At 66.5% G+C, this 25,200-nt stretch carries 19 protein-coding genes; 8 read left to right on the top strand and 11 right to left on the bottom strand.

Annotated elements, in window-relative coordinates:
• Together EDE08_RS03770 and EDE08_RS03765 are read left to right on the top strand one after the other, a co-directional pair.
• A complete protein-coding gene (locus EDE08_RS03770) occupies window positions 1-978 on the top strand; it encodes an FAD binding domain-containing protein (RefSeq protein WP_131867280.1) in 978 nt (325 codons plus the stop codon).
• Window positions 975-3,086, top strand: coding sequence for a xanthine dehydrogenase family protein molybdopterin-binding subunit (locus EDE08_RS03765; protein WP_131867278.1), 2,112 nt, complete (start codon window positions 975-977; stop codon window positions 3,084-3,086). Before EDE08_RS03770 ends, EDE08_RS03765 begins: the two co-directional genes overlap by 4 nt.
• Before the next feature lie 170 nt (window positions 3,087-3,256).
• On the opposite strand, the gene EDE08_RS03760 is transcribed toward EDE08_RS03765, so the two are convergent.
• From EDE08_RS03760 to hpaR, 9 genes are all read right to left on the bottom strand, one after another.
• The gene (locus tag EDE08_RS03760; RefSeq protein WP_131867276.1) at window positions 3,257-4,135 is read right to left on the bottom strand and encodes a transglutaminase family protein; all 879 of its coding nucleotides are present in this window, start codon (window positions 4,133-4,135) and stop codon (window positions 3,257-3,259) included.
• Window positions 4,132-6,657, bottom strand: coding sequence for a circularly permuted type 2 ATP-grasp protein (locus tag EDE08_RS03755; protein ID WP_131867274.1), 2,526 nt, complete (start codon window positions 6,655-6,657; stop codon window positions 4,132-4,134). The genes EDE08_RS03760 and EDE08_RS03755 overlap by 4 nt, the downstream gene beginning before the upstream one ends.
• 27 nt (window positions 6,658-6,684) lie before the next feature.
• Window positions 6,685-9,954, bottom strand: coding sequence for a transglutaminase family protein (locus EDE08_RS03750; protein ID WP_131867272.1), 3,270 nt, complete (start codon window positions 9,952-9,954; stop codon window positions 6,685-6,687).
• A 365-nt stretch (window positions 9,955-10,319) separates the two neighbouring features.
• On the bottom strand, window positions 10,320-11,624 hold the full coding sequence (locus tag EDE08_RS03745) for a methyl-accepting chemotaxis protein (protein ID WP_165935667.1): 1,305 nt from the start codon (window positions 11,622-11,624) through the stop codon (window positions 10,320-10,322).
• The gene (locus EDE08_RS03740) at window positions 11,602-12,120 is read right to left on the bottom strand and encodes a PAS domain-containing protein (protein WP_131867268.1); all 519 of its coding nucleotides are present in this window, start codon (window positions 12,118-12,120) and stop codon (window positions 11,602-11,604) included. The genes EDE08_RS03745 and EDE08_RS03740 overlap by 23 nt, the downstream gene beginning before the upstream one ends.
• A 230-nt stretch (window positions 12,121-12,350) precedes the next feature.
• A complete protein-coding gene (locus tag EDE08_RS03735; RefSeq protein WP_131867266.1) occupies window positions 12,351-13,874 on the bottom strand; it encodes a UxaA family hydrolase in 1,524 nt (507 codons plus the stop codon).
• 174 nt (window positions 13,875-14,048) lie between these two features.
• Window positions 14,049-14,825 carry an HpcH/HpaI aldolase family protein gene (locus EDE08_RS03730; protein ID WP_131867264.1) on the bottom strand — a complete coding sequence of 259 codons (777 nt, stop codon included), beginning with the start codon at window positions 14,823-14,825 and terminating at the stop codon, window positions 14,049-14,051.
• A gap of 162 nt (window positions 14,826-14,987) precedes the next feature.
• Window positions 14,988-16,073: a malate/lactate/ureidoglycolate dehydrogenase gene (locus tag EDE08_RS03725; protein ID WP_131867262.1), complete on the bottom strand. Its 1,086-nt coding sequence runs from the start codon at window positions 16,071-16,073 to the stop codon at window positions 14,988-14,990.
• 115 nt (window positions 16,074-16,188) lie between these two features.
• Entirely contained in the window at window positions 16,189-16,719 is a 531-nt protein-coding gene (gene hpaR, locus EDE08_RS03720; RefSeq protein ID WP_131867260.1) for a homoprotocatechuate degradation operon regulator HpaR, read from the bottom strand.
• A 110-nt stretch (window positions 16,720-16,829) separates the two neighbouring features.
• Between hpaR and hpaH the strand changes: the two genes are divergently transcribed.
• The 6 genes from hpaH to EDE08_RS03690 all read left to right on the top strand — a co-directional run bounded on the left by hpaH (window position 16,830) and on the right by EDE08_RS03690 (window position 23,239).
• The gene (gene hpaH, locus EDE08_RS03715) at window positions 16,830-17,636 is read left to right on the top strand and encodes a 2-oxo-hept-4-ene-1,7-dioate hydratase (RefSeq protein ID WP_131867258.1); all 807 of its coding nucleotides are present in this window, start codon (window positions 16,830-16,832) and stop codon (window positions 17,634-17,636) included.
• 31 nt (window positions 17,637-17,667) lie between these two features.
• Window positions 17,668-18,066: a 5-carboxymethyl-2-hydroxymuconate Delta-isomerase gene (locus tag EDE08_RS03710; protein WP_131867256.1), complete on the top strand. Its 399-nt coding sequence runs from the start codon at window positions 17,668-17,670 to the stop codon at window positions 18,064-18,066.
• Window positions 18,059-19,597: a 5-carboxymethyl-2-hydroxymuconate semialdehyde dehydrogenase gene (gene hpaE, locus EDE08_RS03705; RefSeq protein ID WP_131867254.1), complete on the top strand. Its 1,539-nt coding sequence runs from the start codon at window positions 18,059-18,061 to the stop codon at window positions 19,595-19,597. Before EDE08_RS03710 ends, hpaE begins: the two co-directional genes overlap by 8 nt.
• 135 nt (window positions 19,598-19,732) lie before the next feature.
• On the top strand, window positions 19,733-20,716 hold the full coding sequence (gene hpaD, locus EDE08_RS03700; RefSeq protein WP_131867253.1) for a 3,4-dihydroxyphenylacetate 2,3-dioxygenase: 984 nt from the start codon (window positions 19,733-19,735) through the stop codon (window positions 20,714-20,716).
• Complete coding sequence (locus EDE08_RS03695; protein WP_131867251.1) at window positions 20,716-21,585, top strand: fumarylacetoacetate hydrolase family protein; 870 nt, start codon at window positions 20,716-20,718, stop codon at window positions 21,583-21,585. The genes hpaD and EDE08_RS03695 overlap by 1 nt, the downstream gene beginning before the upstream one ends.
• A 25-nt stretch (window positions 21,586-21,610) precedes the next feature.
• Window positions 21,611-23,239 (top strand): thiamine pyrophosphate-dependent enzyme, encoded by a 1,629-nt coding sequence (locus EDE08_RS03690; RefSeq protein WP_131867249.1) that lies wholly within the window; start codon window positions 21,611-21,613, stop codon window positions 23,237-23,239.
• Here the strand turns inward: EDE08_RS03690 and EDE08_RS03685 are convergent.
• Together EDE08_RS03685 and alkB are read right to left on the bottom strand one after the other, a co-directional pair.
• On the bottom strand, window positions 23,217-24,461 hold the full coding sequence (locus EDE08_RS03685; protein WP_131867247.1) for an MFS transporter: 1,245 nt from the start codon (window positions 24,459-24,461) through the stop codon (window positions 23,217-23,219). The two genes, EDE08_RS03690 and EDE08_RS03685, sit on opposite strands and share 23 nt — an antisense overlap.
• Before the next feature lie 77 nt (window positions 24,462-24,538).
• A complete protein-coding gene (gene alkB, locus EDE08_RS03680; RefSeq protein WP_131867245.1) occupies window positions 24,539-25,192 on the bottom strand; it encodes a DNA oxidative demethylase AlkB in 654 nt (217 codons plus the stop codon).
• Window positions 25,193-25,200 lie beyond the last annotated feature (8 nt).

Here is a 25,200-nt window from a genome sequence, read left to right as displayed (position 1 = left end):
ATGCTTCCGTTCACGATCGAGAAGGTGACCTCCGTCGAGGCCGCCATCGCCGCCGCGTCCTCCGGCCGCCGCCTTATTGCCGGAGGTACGACGTTGATCGATCTCATGCGCGACGAGGTGGAGCAGCCGCAGCAACTCGTCGACATCAATGCGCTTCCGCTTTCCGAGATCCGCATCGACCGCTCCGACCTCGTCATCGGCGCTCTCGCGAGAATGGCCGACGTGGCCGCCCATCCGGATGTCCAGCGCCTGCAGCCGCTGATCGCCGAGAGCCTGATCGAGGGCGCCTCGCCGCAACTGCGCAACATGGCCTCGATCGGCGGCAACCTGCTCCAGCGCGTGCGCTGCCCCTACTTTCGGATGCTCGACGCACCCTGCAACAAGCGCAGCCCTGGCTCGGGTTGCGCCGCCCTCGCCGGCCTGAATGCCGGTCACGCCATTCTCGGCACCAGCGATCACTGCGTGGCGACGCACCCCTCGGACGTCGCGGTCGCACTGGTCGCGCTCGACGCCACCATGCAGGTCAGGGGTCCGAAGGGCGAGCGCACTTTCCCAGTGGAGGAGCTGTTTCGCTTGCCCGGCGATACCCCACATCTCGAACACACGCTGCTGCCCGGCGAGCTCATCGTTGAGGTGCGGGTCCCCGGGGGGCCTGATAGCCGCCGTGCGCGCTATCTCAAGGTGCGCGACCGCGCGTCCTACGAATTTGCGCTGGTCTCCGCGGCAGCGGCGCTCGACGTCGTGGACGGCGTGATCCGCGGCGCGCGGCTCGCGGTCGGCGGGGTCGGCACCCGACCCTGGCGCATGCGCGCGGTGGAAGCGGCGCTGATCGGCAAGGTACCGGGCCGGCAGGTGTTCGAGGCGGCCGCCCGATCGGCATTGGAAGGGGCCCGCCCGCTGTCCGGCAATCATTACAAGCTCGAACTCCTGCCGCGGACGATCGTCCGCGCTTTCGAAATGACGGGAGGAATTGCATGACCATCAGCGTCATCGGACAGCCGCTGCCCCGCGTGGATGGCCGCGCCAAGGTCACCGGCTCCGCGCGGTACGCGGCCGATTTTAATCAGCCGGGCCAGGCCTATGCCGTGATCGTCAGCGCCACGGTAGGACTTGGACGAGTGACCGGCGTAGACACCGCGGCGGTCGAGAAGATGCCGGGCGTTCTCGCGGTTCTGTCGCATCTCAACGCGCCACGCCTGGCGTACGGGCTGCACAAGAGCTACATCGATCCGGCGACGGGCGAGCGGCTGCATGTGCTGCAGGACGACCATGTGCGCTTCCACGGCCAGCCGGTGGCGGTTGTCGTTGCCGCAACCATCGCGCAGGCCGAGCGCGCCGCCTCGGCGCTGCGCATCACCTACAAGGCCGAGCGGCCAATCATCGATTCCGCAGGTCCCGAAGCCCGTCCCATCGTGCCCGAGGCCGGCAAACAGCCGGACGCCCGGCTGCCCGCCGACAAGGCGCGCGGAAGCGCCGATAAGGCTTTGGCCGGCGCACCGGTGAAAGTCGATGAGACCTATGACATCGCGCGCGAGAACCACAATCCGATGGAACCGCATGCGACGATCGCCAGCTGGAACGGTGACCGCCTGACGCTTTGGAGTAAGAGCCAGTTCGTCGTCAACGAGCAGGCCGAGATCGCGGCGATCTTCGGTTTGTCGCCCGAGAAAGTGACGGTGATCTGCCCGTTCATCGGCGGGGCCTTCGGGACTTCGCTCAGAACCTGGCCCCATGTGACGCTCGCGGCCATGGCCGCCCGCCACGTTGGGCGCCCGGTGAAGCTCGTCCTGACGCGCAAGCAGATGTTCTTCACGACCGGGCATCGGCCGCGCACGGTGCAGAGGATCGCTCTCGGCGCCACGGCGGATGGAAAACTCATCAGCGTGGTGCACGAAGGTATGGGCGAGACCAGTCGCTACGAGGAATTCATGGAAGCCCTGACCTCGGTCACGACGTTCCTCTACTCCTCGCCTAACGTACGGACGCGTTACCGTCTGATCCCGCTCGATACCGGAACGCCAAACCACATGCGTGGTCCTGGCGAGGCCAGCGGCGTTTTCGCGCTCGAATGCGCCATGGACGAGTTGGCGTACAAGCTCCGTCTGGATCCCATCGATCTGCGGCGCCGGAACGAACCGGAGATCGACGAGGGAGAAAACAAGCCCTTCTCCAGCCGATCGCTGATGAAATGCTACCATCTCGGGGCCGAACTGTTCGGCTGGTCGCGCCGTACGCCCGAACCGAGCTCGATGCGCGACGGCCGCCTGCTGATCGGGATGGGAGTAGCCTCGGCAAGCTATCCGGCCTTTCACGCGCCGGCCACCGCGCGCGCGCGGCTGCTTCGCGACGGGACAGCCGAGGTCGAGATCGCGGCCAGCGACATGGGTCCGGGCACCTATACGTCGATGACGCAGGTCGCCGCCGAGACTCTCGGACTCCCCGTCGAAAAGGTGCGCTTCAGCCTTGGTCGCTCGGATTATCCGCCTGCCCCGTCCCACGGCGGTTCATGGACCATGGCCTCGGTCGGCTCCGCGATCCGCGCCGCCTGCATCGCCGTGCGGGAACAGGCCGCGAAGGGCCGGAACGATCGACCGATCGAAGCCACGGCGTCGTCTCAGCGGGATCCCGAAGCCGCCGCCAGATTCTCGATGCACTCGTTCGGCGCCGTCTTCGTCGAGGTCGCCGTCGATCCCGACGTCGGCACGATCCGCGTCCGCCGCGCGGTCGGCGCCTATGGCATCGGCCGCGTCGTCAACCCGCGCCTTGCCCGCAGCCAATGCACCGGCGGCATGGTCGGCGGCATCGGCATGGCGCTGATGGAGCGCACCGTTCTCGACGCTCGCGACGGTCGGCCGGTCAACGCTCACATGGCCGACTACCTGATGCCCGTCAACCTGGACATTCCCCAGGTCGAAGCGCACTTCGTCGAGGAGTCGGATCCGCACGTCAACGAACTCGGGGTCAAGGGTCTCGGCGAAATCGCCCTTGTCGGTATCGCCCCCGCGATCGCAAACGCCGTCTTTCATGCGACCGGCAAGCGGGTCCGCACCCTGCCGATCCGGATCGAGGACGTGCTGACCGCTTAGCGTTGCAAAGAGGGTAGCATACGCCGCCCTCCTGGATATGCGGTTGTGTTTCATCGAAGAAGCTGAATCGGGACAGTGAAACGTCAGCTTCGGGCCACAAGTTACTAATCACAATCTAGATAGCAGACTTCCGCTTTGCGTTGGCAAGCCGACGCTTATGCGTACACGCCCTACTCCACCAGCAACACATCGACGGCAACACTGAGCTTCTGCTTGGGCGAGCCGACGATGATGCCGTCGACCGGCGAGACGTCGGAAAAATCGCGTCCCATTGCAAGCACGATGTGGTCGTTGCCGATCAGGAGATCGTTGGTCGGATCGAGATCGACCCAGCCGAGCTCCGCCCCGCACCACAGCGACACCCAGGCGTGGGTGGCGTCGGCGCCCTGCAGACGCGGCTGGCCCGGCGCTGGAATGGTGCGCAGATATCCGCTGACATAGGCCGCGGGCAGGCCGAGCCCGCGCAGCCCTGCAATCATCACATGGGCAAAGTCCTGGCAGACGCCGTGACGCTTCTCGAAGACCTCGTCGAGCGGTGTCGAGATCACCGTGGCCTTGGGATCGTAGCGGAACTGGTTGCGGATGCGATGCATCAGATCGACCGCGCCCTTGAGGATGCCCGCGCCGGGCGCAAAGCTCTCCGCGGCATAGGCGCTGACCGGGCGCAGCACCGGCACTAGGGGGCTGGCAAAGACATAGCCGACGGGCGAGGACGGCCCGAGGCTCGTCGCCTCGAAGGCAAGGTCGCGAATGCTCTCCCAGGACGGGCTCGCCGCATCGCGTGCCGGCGGCTGGCGCGACACCGAGACACGCGAGCGCGAGTCGATGCGCAGATTGCGATGCGCAGCCTCGATCGTCACGCTCTCGGTCAGCGTGCCGAAGAAATCGCGCCGCACGTTGCGCTCGGCCGGGCGGGGATGGATCTCGACCTCGTGCGAGATCAGCTCCTGGCCGCCGCCGCTTCTCGGCTCCAGCCGCAGCGTGCAGCGCGCGAAGCTGACGGGATTCTCGTACTCGTAGGTGGTGACGTGACGGATGTCGTAGATCACGCCAACCCCGTCAGCTTTTCCGGCCGGCTGGCATTGGGACCGTGCGGGAAGTAGTGCTGCCCGATCGCGTCGGCAAGGCTGAGCAGATCCTGCTCCAGCGCGAACAGGGTCTTGACCTCGAGCCTCTCGGCCTCCGCGGTCGCGAGCATCGCCTGCATCGCCACCGCGAGCCGCTGCGGCTTCTCGATCAGGCCGTGCTCCTTCAGGCTCGGCAGCGCGGCAATGTGCTCATTCAGCGTCGTCACCTGGAACGCCACCGACCGCGGATTGTAGCCGTCGAGCACGGCGAGGTCGCGCACCGGCGCCAGGATCGGCGCCAGCAGGTAACGCGAGCGGTAGGTGATCTGGCAATCGACCAGCGTCAGCAGGATGTCGAGGTCCTCGTCGCCGGCTTCGTCATAGGCGAACTGGCGGGCAAAGCGGGTGGTGTTGATGGCGCGCTCGATGCGGCGGCCGATGTCGAGGAAGCGCCAGCCGGCGGCGCGGTTCATGTTCTCCTGCGCCAGGCCTGCGAAGCTCGCCAGCTCCTGCAAGGTCAGCTCGGCAGCGCTCAGTGCGCTGTCGTCGTCCTCCACCTCGATGGCAAGGCGCTCGGTCATTTCGGTGATCACCTGCCAGGCATCGGGCGACAGCCGCTCGCGCAAGGAGGTCGCGGTGCGCTGTGCCGCGCGCACCAGCGACAGCGCCGAGCCGAAACGCTCCTCGCTCTGCAGCGCTTCGGCGACGATGCGCCCCGCGGCCGTGCGCGAGGATTGCGGGACCGCGCCCCAGGCCACCAGCAGGCGCTGGATGCGTTCGGCCGATTGCAGCGAGGCCGCAGTGCCCTTGTTGGGCCCGCTCGGCGAGCCCAAGGCGCGCACCAGCCGCAGCGTCGCCTCGGCGCGTTCGAGATAGCGGCCGAGCCAGAACAGATTATCGGCGGCGCGGCTCGGCAGCACGCCGGCGATGCGGCGGATGCGCACCTTGTCGGTCGCCGGCAGCAGCGTCGCGGTCGGGACCTGCTTGTCGGAGACCACCCAGACGTCGGCGGCACGCGCGCCGTCGCCCATCGAGACCGCACGCGCATCGGGCTGCTCGGCGATGCGGCAGAAGCCGCCGGGCATGATGGCCCAACCGTCGGGCGTGGCGGCGGCAAACACGCGCAGCACGAAGGGACGCGGCGTGAGCTGGCCCTGCTCCCACACCGGCATGGTCGAGAGCCGCACCACCTCCTGGCCGACATAGTCCATGCCGCGCGCGGTGATGGCGTCGACCAGGCGCCGGCGGTCGGCGGCGTCCAGCTCGCTCGCGAGCACCGGACCGTTGCTGTCGAAACCGGGAACGCCGCGCCGGTAGGCGCCTTCGATCGCGACCTCGTCGAGCCGCGCCAGCACCTCGTCGCGCGCCGCGCGCTGGCCGCACCACCAGGTCGCGATGTGCGGCATCTTCAGGTCTTCCCCGAGCAGGCGACGGCTGAGCGCCGGCAGGAAGCCGAGCAGCGCCCGCGCCTCCAGGACGCCCGAGCCCGGCATGTTGGCGACGACGACGCCGTCCTTGCGCAGCACGTCGATCAGGCCGGGGACCCCGAGCCGCGAGGAGGCATCGAGCTCGAGCGGATCGAGCGAGTTGGAATCGACCCGGCGCAACAGCACGTCGAGCCGCTTCAGGCCGGCCACGGTGCGGATGTGGACGCGGTTGTCGCTGACCGCGAGGTCGTCGCCCTCGACCAGCAGGAAGCCGAGATAGCGCGCCAGCGTCGCATGCTCGAAATAGGTCTCGCTGAAGCTGCCGGGGGTGAGCACGCCGATCCTCGGCTCGTCGCGGTCGGCGCGCGCGCGAAGGCTGTCGCGGAACGCCTCGAAGAACGGCGCGACACGCGGCACGTTCATCGACTTGTAGAGGTCGGAGAAGGCGCGCGACAGCACCAGGCGATTCTCCAGCGCATAGCCCGCGCCCGACGGCGCCTGGGTGCGGTCGCCGAGCACCCACCAGCGGCCGTCGGGCCCGCGGCCGACATCGGCGGCATAGAGCGAGAGATAGCGCCCGCCGGGGGGCGGCACGCCGCAGACGGGACGGAGATATTCGGGGCTGCCGGCGATCGCGGCCGCCGGCAGCGCGCCTTCGGCAACGAGCCGGCCCTCGCCATAGATGTCACGCAGCACGCTCTCCAGCAGCTCGGCGCGCTGGGTGATGCCGGCGCAGAGCTGCCGCCAGTCGGCCTCGTCGATCAAAAGCGGCAGATGGCTGATCGACCACGGGCGGTCGGCGCTGTCGCCGGGCGCGCGGTAGGTGACGCCGGCTTCGCGGAGATGGCGGTCGGCCATGCCGAAGCGCCGCTCGATCTCGTCGGGCGCCAGCGCGCCGAAGGCGTCGAAGAAGCGGCTCCAGACCGCGCGCGGGGCGCCGTCCGGCCCTAAGAACTCGTCGGGGATACCGGGCAGCCGGCTATAGTCGCGGACCCATTGCGCGAGGCGGCGCTGGCCTTCCCGCTGGCCCTGCGCCTTCTCCGCCCTGTCATCCTGTTCGGCTGCGCCCTCGCCCATGCGCCTCTCCTTGCCCCCGCACCCTACTCATTGCAGGAGCGGGGTCCGCAAGTCGAGGGTCAGCGGAAACTCATTTGTGCGTTCCTCGGGCGGCGGTTGCATCGGACCCGGGGTATGGCCGTGGTCCTGGAAGCGCGCCAGCCGCCGCGCCTCGGCCTCGTAGGTGTTGACCGGCTTGGTGTCGTAGCTGCGCCCGCCGGGATGGGCGACGTGATAGACGCAGCCGCCGAGCGAGCGGCCGTTCCAGGTATCGATCAGATCAAACGTCAGGGGCGCGTGAACGGGGATGGTCGGGTGCAGGCCGGAGGCCGGCTGCCAGGCCTTGAAGCGGACGCCGGCCACGGCTTCGGTCGACCGACCCGTGGGGGTCATCGGCAGGCGACGGCCGTTGCAGGTGACGATGTGACGGCCCTCGACGAAGCCCTCCGCCTTGACCTGAAGCCGCTCGACCGATGAGTCGACATAGCGCACGGTGCCGCCGGCCGAGCCCTCCTCACCCAGCACGTGCCAGGGCTCCAGCGCCTGGCGCAGTTCCAGCGTCACCCCACCATGATGGACGCGGCCGAAGGCGGGGAAGCGGAATTCGAGCTGGGCCAGATACCATTCCGGCTCGAACGGGTAGCCGAACTGCTTCAGCTCGGTGAGCACCTCCAGAAAATCGTCCCAGATGAAGTGCGGCAGCATGAAGCGATCGTGCAGCCCGGTGCCCCAGCGCACGAACTTGCCGGCCTGCGGCTCGCGCCAGAATCTTGCGATCAGCGCGCGGATCAGGAGCTGCTGCGCCAGCGACATGCGCGGATCGGGCGGCATTTCAAGCGCGCGGAATTCGACAAGGCCGAGCCGCCCGGTCGGCCCCTCCGGCGAATAGAGCTTGTCGATGCAGATCTCGGCACGGTGGGTGTTGCCGGTGATGTCGACCAGCAGATGCCGGAACAGGCGGTCGACCAGCCACAGCGGCGCCTGGGTGCCCGGCGGCGGAACGTGCGAGAGCGCGATATCGAGCTCATAGATGCTGTCGTGCCGGGCCTCGTCGATGCGCGGCGCCTGGCTGGTCGGGCCGATGAAGAGGCCGGAGAAGAAATAGGACAGCGACGGATGCCGCTGCCAGTACAGCACGAGGCTTTTCAGGAGATCGGGGCGGCGAAGGAACGGGGAGTCCTGCGGGCTCGAACCGCCGACCACGACGTGATTGCCGCCGCCGGTGCCGGTGTGACGGCCATCGACCAGGAAGCGGTTGGCGCCGAGCCGCACCTTCGCCGCGTCCTCGTAGAGTCCGGAGGTGATCTCCACCGCGTCGCGCCAACTCTTCGCCGGCTGGACGTTGATCTCGATGACACCAGGGTCGGGCGTCACCTTGATGACCTCGATACGCGGATCGAACGGCGGCGGATAGCCCTCGACATGGACCTGCAGCTGCATTTCCTCCGCGGTGGCTTCGAGCGCGGCGACCAGTTCGAGATAGTCCTCGATGCGCTCGACCGGCGGCATGAAGGCGCAGAGCACGCCGTCGCGGACCTCGACCGACATCGCGGTGCGAACCGGGACGGAGGTGTTGAGATGCTCCGGCGCGGCCCGCGGCGGGGATTCCGGACGCGCGGCGAGCGTGAACACCGGCAGCTTGTCCCTGGCCTCCATCGGGTCCTGCTCGACGATGTAGGGATATTGGTTGGGCGGGACGTAACCGAGCGAGCCGATCGGCAGGCGCAAACCGAGAGGCGAATCGCCCGGCATCAGGAACAGATGATTGCGCCGGAGTTGCCATCGCTCGCTGCGCCAGCGCGGCGGCGCGTTCCAGCGCTGCACCGGCAGCACGAAGCCGCGCGGTGTGTTGAGGCCCTCGTTGAACACGCGCGCCATCCGCACGCGGGCTTCCGGATCCGACAGTTTGGAATCGGAGGGATCGACGTTGACGGGAAGCTCGGCCTCCTTCTGGAGCCAGTACGCGGTGTCCTCATAAGCCGGCATGATGTAGCCGGCATCGAGGCCGAGCCGGGCCGCCGTGCCTTCCATGAAGGCCTCGGCGTCCTTTACCTCGGCGCGGCGCGGATTTTCGATCTTGGCGATGAGGTCGGCATTCTTCCAGATCGGCACGCCGTCCTTGCGCCAGTAGAGGCCGAAGGCCCAACGCGGCAGACTCTCGCCCGGATACCATTTGCCCTGGCCGTAATGCAAAAGGCCGCCCGGCGCGAAGCGCGTGCGCAAGCGGCGGATCAGATCGTCACCGAGCGCGCGCTTGGTCGGGCCGACGGCGTCGGTGTTCCATTCCGCCGCCTCGAGATCGTCGACCGAGACGAAAGTCGGCTCGCCGCCCATCGTGAGCCGAACATCCTGCGCGGCGAGATCGCCGTCGACCTGCTCGCCGAGATCGTTGAGCCGCGCCCATGCCTCATCGGAAAAGGGCTTCGTGATGCGCGGCGCCTCGCGGATGCGCCGCACGCTCATATCGAAGGCGAATTCGACCTCGGCAAAGCCCGCCCCACCGGAAATTGGTGCCGCCGAGCGATAATGCGGCGTGGCGGCGACCGGAATGTGCCCCTCGCCGGCGAGCATGCCGGAGGTCGCATCGAATCCGATCCAGCCCGCGCCCGGCAGATAGACCTCGGCCCAGGCGTGCAGATCGGTAAAGTCGTTCTCGACTTCGGGCGGTCCCTCGATCGGATCGATGTCGGGACGGATCTGGATGAGATAGCCGGAAACAAAACGCGCGGCGAGGCCGAGATGGCGGAACGTCTGGATCAGGAGCCAGGCGGAATCGCGGCATGACCCCGCGCAGGAAGCAAGCGTCTCCTCCGGCGTCTGCACGCCCGGCTCCATCCGGATGATGTAGCGGATCTTCTTCTGGAGCTCGCGATTGAGATCGACCAGGAAATTGACGGTGTTCGGGGCTTCGGTCGGGATCGAGTCGAGATATTGCGCGAACAGGCGATCGGGCTTGACGGTCTCGAGATACGGCGCCAGCTCCGTCTTGAGATCCTTCGGGTACTCGAACGGAAAACTGTCGGCGTAGGGCTCGACGAAGAAGTCGAACGGATTGACCACGGTCATCTGCGCCGTGAAGTCGACCTCGAATTTCAGCTCGGTGGTCTTCTCCGGGAAGACGTAGCGCGCGAGCCAGTTGCCTTGCGGATCCTGCTGCCAGTTCACGAAATGATTGGATGGCGTGACCTTGAGCGAATAGCTCAGGATCGGCGTGCGCGTATGCGGCGCCGGCCGCAGGCGGATGGTCTGCGGGCCAAGGTCGATCGGGCGGTCGTATTTGTAGTGCGTGACGTGGTGTAGTGCGACGTAGATCGACACGGGATGCGATGCTCCAGCAGCTTTTTTGAGCAGAACACCTGAGGAGGATGCGATCAAGCACTAACAACGGGCACGGGGTGCCTAGGAAGTATCCCCGTCGTTCCGGCTTTGCCGGGGCGACGACGGAGATTGTGGCTACGCCGCGCTCTTCCTACACACGTCGTCCCGGACAAGCAGAGCTCCGGCCAACGCGCAGCGTTGCCCGGAGCGGAGCGCTGATCCGGGACCCATTACCACAGGAAGTCGTTTGACGAAGGCTGGTAATTATCAGCTCGCACTCAACCACTGCCTGTGGTTATGGATCCCGGATCGGCGCGCGCCTTGGGGCGCGCTTGTCCGGGACGACGGCGGTGGGTAGCGCAGCCTTACGCCGCCGAGGTCAGCCGCTGCAGGAACTGCGTCACCTCGCGCCGGAGCGTCTCGACCTCGCCGTAGACGCGTTCGGAGGCGCTGTTGACGCGGCTTGCCACACGGCCGGTGTCGGCGGCGGCTTCGCTGATGCCGGTGACGTTGGAGGACACCTGCGTGGTGCTGGCCGAGGCCTCCTGGACATTGCGGGCGATCTCGCGGGTGGCGAGACCCTGCTGCTCGATGGAGGTCGCAATCGCGGCGGTGATCCCGTCGATCTCGGCGATGGTCTGCGCGATCGCCTCGACCGCCGCGACCGAGTTGGTCGTCGACTGCTGCATCTCGCCGACCTTGGCGCTGATCTCCTCGGTCGCCTTCGCGGTCTGGTTGGCGAGGCTCTTGACCTCGGAGGCCACCACCGCGAAGCCGCGGCCGGCTTCCCCTGCCCGCGCCGCCTCGATGGTGGCGTTGAGCGCCAGCAGGTTGGTCTGCTCGGCGATCTCGCTGATCAGCCTGACGACGTCGCCGATCCGCAGCGCCGCGTCGGCGAGCGAGCGGATCTCGCTGCCGGCGCGATTGGCCTCGTTCACCGCCCGTCCCGTGCTCGCGGTCGAGCCGGCCACCTGACGGCCGATCTCGGCGATCGATGACGCCAGCTCTTCGGCCGCGCTCGCCACCGTCGCGACGTTGCTGGAAGCTTGATCGGACGCGCTTCGCACGCCGGAGGTCTGACGGTTCGTCGTCTCGGCCGCCGCGGCCATCTGGCCGGCGTCGGATTCGAGATCGGTCGCCGCGCTCATCAGGCCGCCTGCGACCTCATCGAGGTGCGTGCCGAACTGCTTGGCGAGCTCGGCGATCTCGACGACGCGGCGGCCGAGGCTGTCGGTGCCCGAATTGATCACGGTGGCCGAACGGCGGAACGAGCCGGGCAGACCCCGCGCGAGGATCTTGCGGAAATACTTGCCGCGGCTAGCATAGTCCATCGACGCCGAGGCCTCGCGGACGAAGGCATCGGTGATGTCGAGCATGTCGTTGACCGATTTCTGGATCGCGCCGATCCGCCCGGCCTGCCGCTCACTCATGATGCGCGCCTCGAGATCGCCATGCGCCGCCTTGCGGCACACATCGGCCACCTCGTCGACGGCCACCGCCGTGCGATGCTGGCACCAAACGGCGTAGCCGAGCAACGCGACCGTCGCGCCGAGCAAGACAGCACTGCTGATTCCGGTTGCACCGAGAAGCGAGAGAACGAACGCAACGACGGCAAGAGCACACGCGAGCGCGGTCGCTCCCTGCGCCTTAGAGAGAGAGCACAAATTCATCGTAACCGACACCCTGTTGCTTGAGCAGCCCGACCATCGCCTCGAAGCTCGCATGCATGCCGTCCTTGGCGTTGGCATGCCGCGCCTCTTCCGCGCACAGCGTCCTGTAGATCGGCTTGATGCGCTCGATCTGCGCAGGGTCGGGCTTGCGGCGGTTGGAGTGATAGCCGACGATATTGCCACGCTCGTCGAATGTCGGCGTGACGTGGGCGAACACCCAGTAATGGCTACCGTCTTTCGCCAGATTGACGACGTAGGCGAATATCTCCTGCTTTGACTGGAGCGTGTCCCACAGCAGCTTGAACACGGCGCGCGGCATGTCGGGATGGCGGATCAGGCTGTGGGGGGCGCCCATCAGCTCCTTCCACGAGTACTTCGCCATCCGGATGAAGACATCGTTGGCGTAGGTGATGCGGCCCTTGAGATCGGTCTTCGATACGATCAGCTCCTCCTCACCGAGGAGATTTTCCACCCCAGTGGGACGTATCGCCTGCATCGGTTCGATCCTCAAGTAAAGGCCGGCCCCACAACGATGTGGAGCCGCATCACCTCCTGTCTACGGCAACAGTGTTAACCAGATGTAAGTTCGGGAACCGGCAGGCGAGATCCGCGCCTCCGTACCAATACTTAGCGAGGGATCGTTGCACCGGTTGCAACTACACGCGTCGCTGTCATCAATTATCTCAATTGCGACTGCGTTGCGATTACACTTCGGTCCCGGTGCGACTACATCGTCGCGCCGAGCACCCAGGGCGCGAACTCGGCGCCGCCGAAATCGAAACTCTCGCTCTTGGTGGGCTTTCCCGAAGCCGTCTTCAGGATCAGATCGAAGATGCGCTGGCCGCACTGCGCGACGCTCTCCTCGCCTTCGAGGATGGTGCCGCAATTGACGTCCATGTCATCTTCCATTCGCTTGTACATGGGCGTGTTGGTGGCGAGCTTGATCGAGGGCGCCGGCTTGCAGCCGAACACGCTGCCGCGGCCCGTGGTGAAGCAGACCAGATTGGCGCCACCGGCGACCTGCCCAGTCGCAGCCACCGGATCGTAGCCGGGCGTGTCCATGAAGACGAAGCCCTTCTTGGTGACGGGCTCAGCGTAGCGCAGTACCTCCACGAGATTGGTGGTGCCGGCCTTGGCCATCGCGCCGAGCGACTTTTCCAGGATCGTGGTGAGACCGCCGGCCTTGTTGCCGGGACTGGGATTTGCGTTCATCTCGGCGCCCTCGCGCGTCGTGTACTCGTCCCACCAGCGCATCAGATCGACCAGCTTCTCACCGACCTCGCGGCTGACGGCGCGGCGCGTCAGCAGGTGCTCGGCGCCGTAGGTCTCCGGCGTCTCCGACAGGATCACGGTGCCGCCGTGGCGAACGACGAGGTCGCTGGCGGCGCCGAGCGCGGGATTGGCGGATACGCCGGAATAGCCGTCCGAGCCGCCGCATTGCAGGGCCACGGTGAGTTCGCTGGCCGGCACCGTTTCCCGCCTGACCTTGTCGGCGTCAGCCAGCGCCTCGCGCACGAAGGCAATGCCCGCCTCCACCGTCTTGCGGGTGCCGCCGACCTCCTGGATGTCCATCGCGCGGAGGCGGCCGGCGAGCTTCTGCTCTTCCATCAGGCCGCCGATCTGGTTCACCTCGCAGCCGAGGCCGAGCACGATGACATGGGAGAAGTTGACGTGCCGCGCATAGCCGCCGAGCGTGCGACGGAGCAACGCCAGCGGCTCGTTCTGCGTCATGCCGCAGCCGGTCTTGTGGGTCAGCGCGACCACGCCGTCGACATTGGGGAAGTCGGCCAGCGGATTGTCGCCGGTAAAGGGATTCTTCTTGAAGACGTCGGCGACGAGGCTTGCGACATGCGCGCTGCAATTCACCGAGGTGAGGATGCCGATATAGTTGCGCGTGGCGACGCGGCCATCCGGGCGGCGGATCCCTTCGAAGGTCGCCGGCAGGTCGAAGTTCGGCGTCGGCTTGACGTCGGCGCAATAGGCATAGTCCTTGGCGAAATCGCCCATGCCGCAGTTCTGGGTGTGCACGTGCTGGCCCGGCGCGATCGGCACCGTGGCAAAGCCGATGATCTGGCCGTAGCGCCTGATCGGCTCGCCTACCGCGATCGGCTTGATCGCGACCTTGTGGCCGGAGGGAATGCGATCGACCGTGGTCACGCCGTCGGCCACGCTTGTTCCAGGCGGCAGGCTCGCGCGCGCGATGACCACGCCATCATCGGGATGCAGGCGGATGACGGGGCTGATGGTCATGGGAGTCTCCTTGGGGTCTCTTACTTCACCTCTCCCCGTTCTTACGGGGAGAGGTCGGATCGCACAGCGATCCGGGTGAGGGGCAAGCCGCGCGCTCGATCGTTAGATTAGTCGTGTTGAGAGAGGCCCCTCACCCTGACCCTCTCCCCGTAAGAACGGGGAGAGGGAAAGAGCTCAGGCCTTGCCGCCTGAATCCTTGCGCGTGGCGTTCACCTGCATCTTGGCGTAGGTCGTCATCAGGCCGACCTCGTTGGACAGCGTCACCAGCTTGAAGCCCATGTTGATGGCGCGCGCCGCGCCTTCCGCGCCGCTGCAATGGATGCCCGGGTTCAGACCGCGCTTGCCGCACTCCTTGATGATCTTGTCGTAGATCGCGAGGATCTCCGGCTCGCTGCGGTCGAGCTTGGGCTCGAGGCCATAGGAGAAGCCGAGATCGGACGGGCCGATATAGACCCCGTCGATGCCTTCCACATCGAGGATCGCTTCCATGTTCTCGACCGCGGTCCGGGTCTCCATCATCGGCAGCAGCACGATCTCGTCGTTGGCCGTCTTCTGGTAGGAGCCGGCGGTGCCGTACATGCCGGCGCGGATCGGGCCGTTGGAGCGGACGCCCTTCGGCGGGTACTTCGAATACGAGACGAGGTTCCGGGCTTCCTGCGGCGTGTTGACCATCGGGCAGATCACGCCATAGGCGCCGCCGTCGAGCACCTTGCCGATGATGCCAGGCTCGTTCCAGGGTACGCGAACCATCGGCGTGATCGGATGCTTGTCCATGGCCTGGAAGCACTGCACCATCGACAGATAATCCTGTACGCCATGCTGCATGTCGACGGTGACGCTGTCGAAGCCGCATTGCGCGATCATCTCGGCCGAGAAGCCGGAGGGTATGGCAAGCCACGCGTTGACAACCGCCTTGCCCGACTTCCAGATCTCTTTGACTTTATTCGCCACGTTGCCTTCCTTCTTTGTTGATCTCACTCACTGTCGTTGCGAGCCACCGGGCCCGCGCGAAGCGCGGCCCGATGACGGGCTCCGCGAAGCAGTCCAGAATTTCTCCGCGATGACACTCTGGATTGCTCCGTCACTGGCGCGCCTCGCAATGACGAAACGCGTCTAAGCCGTCGCCCTCTGGATGCTGACTTCGCTGACGCCGACCTCACGGGCGGTGTTCACTATTGCCGCCCAGGTGTCATCCGGCAAGGGGATGCCGTTCCGGGTCCGCTCAGCGCGGGTCTTTCGCTCCGGATCGCCCGGAATCAGCACCTGATCGACCCCGGCCATCGGCTTGGTGGCGCGGATGAAATCGACATAGCGCGAGACTTCGGCGTCGAAAAGGTTGGAGGTGTCGACCACCTTCGGATCGACATAGAACGCCAGCATGCCGTTGGCAAAGCGCCGACCGCCCGAGGTGGCGCCGGTTCCGGTCAGCGCCCCGCCCAGGAGCTCGCACATGAAGGCGAGGCCCGATCCCTTGTGCTCGCCGAAGGCGCGGATTGCGCCCGTTCCCTTGGTGTGATCGCGCGGCCCGTCCGGCGTGTAGGGGCCGTAGAGCACGGCCGGATCCTCGCTCAAGGTCCCGTCGGAATCCACGAGCGCGCCGTTCGGCAGCTTCTTGCCGCCGCGGCTCGCGACCAGCACCTTGCCCTCGGCGACGACCGAGGTCGCAAAATCCAGCACGATCGGGTCCTCGCCCTCACGCGGGATGCCGACGCAATACGGCGCAGTCGACAGCCGCTTCTCGACGCCGCCGAACGGGGCGACCAGCAGCGAGCCTGCGGCATTGACGAAATGCACGGAGACGAGACCTTCGGCCGCGGCCATCTCGGCCCAGTCGCCGACACGGCCGATATGGCCGGCGTTGCGCAGCGCGACCGCGGCGAGCCCGGCCTTCCTGCACTTCTCGATGCCGATCTGGACCGCCTGCGGCGTCACGGTCTGGCCGTAGCCGAACTTGCCGTCGATCACCGCAAGCGAGGGCGTGTCGAGCACGACCTCCGCGTTCTGATTTGGGACGACCGATCCGGTCTTCTGCCAGCGGATATAGACGGGAACGCGGATCACGCCGTGGCTGTCATGGCCGGTCAGGTTCGCGGTGGTCAGATAGGTGGCGATACGCCTGGCCTCCTCCGGCGAGGACTGCGCATGCGCGAAGACTTCGGTGACGAAGTCGATCAGCTTCTGGACCTGAATGGTGACCATGACGGCCTGTCTGTCTCCCCGGCGCCGACTTTGCAGCGATCAGCTTGGGCGGCACTTGAGCGAAAAAACCCGACCATGTCCATGGCCGCTGCCGCATGGGAGCGCATATCTGCTCTCACTCCTCGGGACTTGCTTCCTCGCTGGCGCCAAGGCTTGCGAGACTCCGTTCGAGCTCGCCGAGCATCTCCTGCAATTCGGCAAGCTTGCGTGCGCCAAAGCGGCGCGTGATCTCCGCGTAGATCGCCTCCGACGTCGGCGCAACCGAGGCCATCAGCTTCACGCCGTCCTTCGAGATCGAGACCACGCTGCGGCGTTGATCCGCCTTGGCGGTCTTGCGCTCGATCAGATTGCGCGCTTCGAGATCGCGCAGGATGCGCGACAGACTCGGCCCGAGCAGGAACGCCGTGCGCGCGAGTTCCGTGACCTCGACCGCCTCGATGGACGCGAGCGCGCGCAGGATGCGCCATTGCTGCTCGGTCAAGCCGTGCACGCGCAGCGAGGGACGAAACTGCCGCATCACCGCCTCGCGCGCCCGCAGCAGCGACATCGGCAGCGAGCGCGAGAACTCGCGCATCGGCACCTGTCTTGCGGCAGGTCCTGCGGGAGACGCGCCTCCGTTGGCGGGATCGGCGGGTTTCTTCGTCATGACGCCCCTTCAAGCCGCAGAATGTTTGCAGTGCAGCAAGCCCGAATTGTGTTTGACGCATTCACTTAACATGTTAAGTATCTCCGGCACCACGATTTGTCAGACTAGAGATGGCGCTTTCCGACGACGATATCCGAGCTTGCGCGAGGCGTCTGCACCAGGCGGAGAAGACCCGTACGCAGATCCGGCAGCTGTCGCTGGATTTTCCCGAGATCACCATCGCCGATGCCTACGCGATTCAGAAGGCCTGGGTCGAGGTCAAGATCGCCGAAGGGCGCATCGTCAAGGGCCACAAGATCGGCCTCACCTCGAAGGCGATGCAGAGCGCGCTCAATATCGACGAGCCGGATTCCGGCGTGCTGCTCGACGACATGTTCTTCGCCGATGGCGGGATCGTTCCGACCGAGCGTTTCATCGCGACGCGCATCGAGGCCGAGCTGGCCTTCGTCATGAGCAAACGGCTCTCTGGGCCCGATTGCACGATGTTCGATGTCCTCAACGCCACCGATTTCGTCGTGCCGGCGCTGGAGATCCTGGACACGCGGATCGAACGCGTCGATCCGACCACGAAAGCGACGCGGAAGATTTTCGACACCATCGCCGACAATGCGGCGAATGCCGGCATCGTGCTCGGAGGACGGCCGATCCGTCCGCTGGACGCGGATCTGCGCTGGATCGGTGCGCTGTGCTTCAAGAACGGCCAGCTGGAAGAGACGGGCCTTGCCGCCGGCGTGCTCAATCATCCCGCCACGGCCGTGGCCTGGCTCGCCAACAAGATCGCGCCGCTCGGCCTTGCGCTGGAGCCCGGCCAGGTCGTGCTCGCGGGATCCTTTATCCGTCCGATCGAGACCCGCAAGGGCGACACAATTCAGGCCGATTATGGCGCCTACGGCTCGGTGAGCTGCTACTTCGCTTAAGGCGAACAACAAGACAGGGAGTGAAACGGCGATGCCGCACTTCACGATCGAATATTCGGCCAATCTCGACGGCCGTCTCGACATCGGCACGGTGTGTGAGATCGTGCGCAAGGCAGCCAGCGAGACCGGCATCTTCCCGCTCGGCGGCATCCGCGTTCGCGCCGTCAGGTGCGAGCATTATGCGATCGCGGACGCCCGCCAGGATTACGGCTTTCTCGACATGGTGCTGCGCATCGGCGAGGGCCGCGATCTCGAAACGCGCCAGAAGGCCGGCGAGCAAATCTTCCAGGCGCTCTCAAGACATCTCGATCCCGTCTTTGCCGCCAGCAGGTTCGCCCTGTCGTTCGACATGCAGATCAACGACAAGGACACCAGCTGGAAGCGCAACAACATCCACGACGCCCTGAAAGCGGAGGCCGCCCATGGATAAGCCCACGCCGAAAGCCGATGTATTCCAAGCCAATCGCGACCGCCTCGCGCCGCTGCTGAAGAAACTGCGTGCCGACGACATCGGCCACATGATCGGCGGCAAGACCGTTGCCTCGATCTCGGGCGAGACGTTCGAGACCAAATCGCCGGTCGATGGCACTGTGCTCGCAAACGTCGCCCGCGGCGAAGCGGAAGATATCGATGCGGCGGCAACAGCGGCGGCGCTCGCCTTCAAGTCCTGGCGCGACATGGGACCGGCGATGCGGCGCAAGCTGCTGCATCGGGTGGCCGACGCGATCGAGGACAACGCCGAGGACATCGCGGTGCTCGAATGCATCGACACCGGCCAAGCCTATCGTTTCATGGCCAAGGCCGCGATCCGCGCCGCCGAGAATTTCCGTTTCTTCGCCGACAAATGCGCGGAGGCGCGCGACGGCCTCAACACGCCGAGCGACGAGCACTGGAACGTCTCGACCCGCGTGCCAATCGGCCCGGTCGGCGTGATCACGCCCTGGAATACGCCGTTCATGCTCTCGACATGGAAGATCGCCCCAGCGCTGGCGGCAGGCTGCACCGTCGTGCATAAGCCGGCCGAATGGTCGCCGGTGACGGCCTCCATTCTGGCGAAGCTCGTGAAGGAAGCCGGTGTGCCCGATGGCGTGCTCAACACCGTCCACGGCTTCGGTGAAGAGGCCGGCAAGGCGCTGACCGAGCATCTCGCCATCAAGGCGATCGGCTTCGTCGGCGAGAGCGCGACGGGCTCGGCCATCATGATGCAGGGTGCGCCGACGCTGAAGCGCGTGCATTTCGAGCTCGGCGGCAAGAACCCCGTCATCGTGTTCGACGACGCCGATCTCGACCGTGCGCTCGATGCCGTCGTGTTCATGATCTACTCGCTCAACGGCGAGCGCTGCACCTCCTCGAGCCGCCTGCTGATCCAGCAGAGCATCGCGGAAAAGTTCGTCGAGAAGCTGACGGCGCGCGTGAAGGCGCTGAAGGTCGGCCATCCCCTTGATCCCGCCACCGAGATCGGGCCGCTGATCCACGAGCGGCACCTCGCCAAGGTCTGCTCCTATTTCGACGTCGCGCGCCAGGACGGCGCGACGATCGCGGTCGGCGGCAAGGCCCATGACGGCCCCGGCGGCGGGCACTATGTCGAGCCGACGCTGGTGACCGGCGCGCATGGCAAGATGCGCGTGGCGCAGGAGGAGGTGTTCGGGCCGTTCCTCACCGTGTTGCCGTTCCGCGACGAGACGGACGCGATCGAGATCGCCAACGACATCCGCTATGGCCTCACCGGCTATGTCTGGACCAACGACATGGGCCGGGCGCTGCGCGTGGCCGATGCGCTGGAGGCCGGCATGATCTGGCTGAACTCGGAGAACGTCCGCCATCTGCCGACGCCGTTCGGCGGCATGAAGGCCTCGGGCATCGGCCGCGACGGCGGCGATTACTCGTTCGACTTCTACATGGAAACCAAGCACGTCTCGCTGGCGCGGGGCACGCACAAGATTCAGAGATTGGGGATTTAGCGGCGGTGTCATTCCGGGGCGGTTCGAAGAGCCGAACCCGGAATCCATCGAGCAGCAGAGTTGGTGGATGAATGGATTCCGGGTTCGTGCTTCGCACGCCCCGGAATGACGAAGCCGAGAAAAGGGGAAACGCACATGCCCGTACCGCAACACGTCTTCGAGCCGCCGTTCAACATCATCCGCTCAAGCCACGTCGTGCTCGACGTCACCGACCTGAAGCTGAGCCGGGAGTTCTACGAGACCGTCGTCGGCCTGCATGTCGAGGACGCCGACGACAATGCCGTTTACCTCCGCGCGGCCGAGGAGCACCAGCATCACTCGCTCGTCCTGCGCAAGGCGGCAGCGCCGGCCTGCGCGCGGCTCGGCTTCAAGGTCGGCAACGACGGGGATCTCGACAAGGCCGCCGCCTTTCTCTCCGAGAACGGCCTTGCCTACGCCTTCGTCGATCAGCCGTTCCAGGCCCGCACATTGCAATTCACCGATCCCTTCGGCTTCCAGATCGAGCTCTACGCCTCGATGGACCGGCGGCCGCACCTGCTGCGCCGCTACGACCTCTACCGGGGCTGCCATCCGCAGCGGCTCGACCATTTCAACGTCTTCGCGGCCGAAGTGCAGGACACGATGGAATTCTACGCTCGGCTCGGCTTCCGCCTCACCGAATATGCCGAGGAGGACGGACCGAACGGCCGCATCGCCGCGGCCTGGATGCACCGCAAGGGCAACGTCCACGATTTCGCCATCACCAACGGCAAGGGTCCGCGCCTGCACCATTTCGCCTACTGGACGCCGACGGCGATGAACATCATCCATCTCTGCGACGTCATGGCCTCGCAAGGTTTCGTGAAGAACATCGAGCGCGGACCGGGACGCCACGGCATCTCGAACGCGTTCTTCCTCTATGTCCGCGATCCCGACGGACACCGCCTCGAGCTCTACACCAGCGACTACTTCACGGGAGATCACGACCACGAGCCGCTGCGCTGGTCGCTGCGCGATCCGCGCCGCCAGACGCTGTGGGGCGCCCCTGCTCCGCGTTCCTGGTTCGAGCAGGGCTCGCCGTTCACGGGCCAGGCCGTGCGCGAGCCGAAATTCGTGGCCGACGTGCTGGTGGCGGACTGATGACCCTGCCTCGCCTCGCCACCTATTCCGTCAAAGGTGACACCCGCTACGGCGCCGTCGTGGACGGCGGCCTCGTCGATCTCTCCGGGCGTTACGGCAAGGACTATCCGACGCTGCGCGAGGTGATCGCAGCAGGCATGCTCACGAAGCTCGCCGAAGAGGCTGCCGGCCGCGCACCCGATCACGCGCTCAGCGAAATCAGCTGGCTGCCGCCGGTGCCCACGCCGGAGAAAATCATCTGCATCGGCGTCAACTATCCCGACCGCAACGCCGAGTACAAGGACGGCCAGGACGCGCCGAAATATCCGAGCATGTTCATGCGCTCGCCGCGCTCCTTCGTCGGGCACGACACGCCGCTGGTGCGCCCGCGCGCGTCCGTGCAGCTCGACTATGAGGGCGAGATCGTGCTGGTGGTCGGCAAGCAAGGCCGGCACATTCCCGAAAGCGCCGCGCTCGATCATATCGCCGCGCTGACGCTCTGTAACGAGGGCTCGGTACGCGACTGGCTGCGCCACGCCAAGTTCAACGTCACCCAGGGCAAGAACTTCGACTCCAGCGGCAGCCTCGGCCCGTGGCTCGTGCCCTACACATCAGAATCGCAGATTGCGGACATTCGTCTCACCACGCATGTCAACGGCGAGCTCAGGCAGGACGATCGCACCAGCCGGTTGATGTTTCCGTTCCGCTATCTCGTGAACTATATCTCGACCTTCGCAACCCTCGTCCCCGGCGATATCATCGTCACGGGCACGCCGACCGGCGCGGGCGCGCGGTTCGATCCGCCGCGGTACCTGAAGCCCGGCGACGTCGTCGAGGTCGAGGCCGAGGGTATCGGCCGCTTGCGCAACGGCGTCGTCGACGAAGCCTGAACAACCATCGAAGTGGAATAGCCAGATGACCACCCTCACCGGCGGCGAAGCGATCGTAAGCGGCCTGGTCGCCCATGGCGTCGACACAGTCTTCGGCCTGCCCGGCGCGCAGGTCTACGGCCTGTTCGACGCCTTCCATCAGGCCCAGCTCAAGGTGATCGGCGCTCGGCACGAGCAGGCCTGCGGCTACATGGCCTTCGGCTATGCGCGCTCCAGCGGCCGGCCCGGCGTGTTCAGCGTCGTGCCCGGCCCCGGCGTGCTCAATGCCAGCGCGGCACTGCTCACGGCGTTCGGCTGCAACGAGCCGGTGCTGTGCGTCACCGGCCAGGTGCCGACGCAGTTCCTCGGCAAGGGCCGCGGTCATCTGCACGAGATGCCGGATCAGCTCGCGACCTTGCGCACCTATGTGAAATGGGCCGAGCGGATCGAATATCCCGGCAACGCGCCGACGGTCGTGGCGCGTGCGTTCCAGGAGATGATGTCGGGACGGCGCGGCCCTGCCTCCGTCGAGATGCCCTGGGACGTCTTCACCCAGCGGGCGGATACGGCGGCTGCTCAAGTGCTGGAGCCGCTGCCCGCGGCGCGGCCCGATCCCGACCTGGTCAGGCAGGCAGCCGCGCTCATCAAGACCAGCAAGACACCGATGATCTTCGTCGGCAGCGGCGCGATCGAGGCGGGCGAGGAGATCCTCGAGCTCGCCGAGATGATCGATGCGCCCGTGGTTGCCTTCCGCAGCGGCCGCGGCATCGTCTCCAACGCGCACGAACTCGGCCTGACCATGGCCGCCGCCTACAAGCTTTGGCCGACAACCGATTTGATGATCGCAATCGGCACGCGCGCTGAACTGCCGGCCTCGGGCTTTCGCTGGCCTTATCAACCGAGTGGACTGAAATCCATTCGGATCGATATCGACCCGGTCGAGATGCGCCGGATCACCTCCGATGCGGCCATCGTCGCCGACGCCAGGGCCGGCACGGCCGATCTCGTCGCGGCCGTGAAGAAAGCCGGCTATGCGCGCACCCGTGGCCGGCGGGAGGCGATCGGCGAGGCGACCGCGACCGCGCAAGCCGAGATCCAGCGCATCCAGCCGCAGATGGCCTATCTCAACATCCTGCGCGAGGTGCTGCCGGCGAACGCGATCGTCACCGATGAACTGTCGCAGGTCGGCTTCGCCTCCTGGTACGGCTTCCCGGTCTACCAGCCGCGCACCTTCATCACCTCGGGCTATCAGGGCACGCTCGGCTCGGGCTTTCCGACCGCGCTTGGTGCGAAGGTCGCCAACCCCGACAAGCCAGTGGTCGCCATCACAGGCGACGGCGGCTTCATGTTCGGCGTGCAGGAGCTCTCGACCGCCGTGCAGTTCAACATCGGCGTGGTCACGCTGGTGTTCAACAACAACGCCTATGGCAACGTCCGCCGCGACCAGCGCGAACGTTTCGACGGCCGCGTGGTGGCATCGGACCTCGTCAATCCGGATTTCGTCAAGCTCGCGGAGTCCTTTGGCGTCGCGGCCGCGCGCGTCACCGCACCCGAGCAGTTCAAGGCCGTGCTGGAGAAGGCGTTGGCCCATGGCGGGCCGTATCTGATCTCGGTCGAGGTGACCAGGGATTCGGAAGTGAGCCCCTGGGCCTTCATCCACCCGCCGAAGCCTTGAGCTGAACACCGCCCTGGAGCCGCGCGGCCGCAATCACCAGCAGGCCCGCGCCTGCGACCGACCAGCAGGCGACCGGCGCCCAGTGCAGCAGCGGCGCGTATTCCGGCATCTTCTGCAGGCCGCCCGCGACCGCCGCCATCCGCGCGAAGGTGCCGAGCGCGAGCGCCGAGAACACGAGGCCCGTGACCTTTCCCTCCGCGCCGGTCGAGCCGATCGCAAGCGCAGCCGAGACTGCGCTCATCAGCATGCAGCCCCACGCGGCTCCGGCGAGGAACTGGGCGACGATCAGCGTATTGAGGCTGCCGGCAAATTCGGCGGCGGCAATCGCCACCGCACCGAACAGGCCGGCCGCGCCCATCACGATCAGGCCGCCCCGGTGCTTGACGACGAGGCTCGCCGGAAACATCGCGATGTTGAAGCCGATCCAGAACACCGGCATCAGCCATTGCAGATCGTCCGGCTCGGCGAATCGCAGATAGAACGGCGCGCTGTTCATGGCGAAATGCAGCTGATAGCCGAGCGCGAGCGCCACCATTGCGACGATGAAGGCGATCGGGACGAGGCCAAGCGGCTTGGCCGCCTTGGCCGGCGCCGGCCGCACGGTGTCGCGCGCCACGTCATACTCGATCCGTGACAGCCCCAGCGCCGTCAGCAGCAGCACCGCGCTCGATATCACGAATGGCAGCCGCGCATCGTGCTCGCGCAGCACTACGCCGAGATAGGGCGAGACGGCGCCGGCAACGCCATAGCCCAGCATGGCCAGCGCCGCGAGGAACGGCACCTGCGGCATGGCGCGGTACTTGCCGAGCAAGGTCAGCGGCGGCGCGCGCAGGGCCGATGACGTGATCGACCAGACCACGATCAGCGCGATCAACCATACCTGCGCGCCCGCGCCGATGCCGGCCACGAAAGGCATCGCGACGAAGGCCGCGCAGGAGATCGCCGCCAGCACGCCGACGAACAGGCCGAGCCTTCCGACGACGGGCCCAAGCTTGTCGGCCGCGATCCCCATCGCGGTATCGGCGATGGTGAAGATCGCCTGGTCCAGCATCAGGATGAGGATCACGGCCGCCGGCGCAAGGCCGACATCCGCTGCGAGCTTCGGCAGGTAGACGACATAAGTCGTCCAGCCCAGCGTGAACACGAGTTGCAGCACGGCCAGATAGAGCCCCGTGCGCGATGAACTCGTGCTCGCGCCAGTCGAGACCTGTGCAGTCGTCATGTCGCCGCCCCCTCGCAGAGGCGTCGCCGCCCCCCCTCGCAGCAGCTTAGACGACGGCGATGCCTCTTGGGAATGCCTCAGATCACCTTGCGGAAGGTCAGGTTGATGCGCCGCCGTCCGAGCAGCGGATGCTCACCGTCGGCAAGCGGCGCCACGCCGTGATAGGCGAGCCTGCTCGGCCCGCCCCAGACCACGACGTCGCCATGGACGAGCCGGAAGCGGCGCGGCTTGTCGCTGCGCGCCAGGCCGCCGAACAGGAAGGTCGCGGGCAGCCCGAGCGAGACCGAGACAATCGGCGCCGCATAGTCCAGCTCGTCCTTGTCCTGGTGCAGCGAGAGCCGCGTGCCGGGCTCGTAGCGATTGACGAGACAGGCATCGGGCGCAAAGCCAGCGAAACCGCCCTGCTCCGCAGCGCGGCGGGCGAGATCTCGGAACACAGGCGGCATCGCCGGCCAGGGCGCGCCGGTGCGCGGGTCGACGGGATCGTAGCGATAGCCAGTGTGATCGGTGATCCAGCCGCGCTCGCCGCAATTGGTCATCGCCACCGACATCAGATGCGCGCCGGGTGTCGTCATGCGCCGGAACGGCGATTGCGCCACGATGGCGCGCACCGCTTCGATCAGCTCGCTCTCGATCGGCTTGACGAAGCCGCGCAGCAGCACGGCGCCGTCCGCGATCTCCTCACGCGACGGCTGCGCCTCGGCAACACTGTCGAACAGATCACCCGTCAATCGCAGCG

Origin of the sequence: Bradyrhizobium sp. R2.2-H, assembly GCF_004346455.1 — a bacterium.
GTDB lineage: Bacteria > Pseudomonadota > Alphaproteobacteria > Rhizobiales > Xanthobacteraceae > Bradyrhizobium > Bradyrhizobium diversitatis.
Note: the sequence above shows the minus strand (reverse complement) of the source record. Positions and strands in the feature narration are given on the sequence as shown.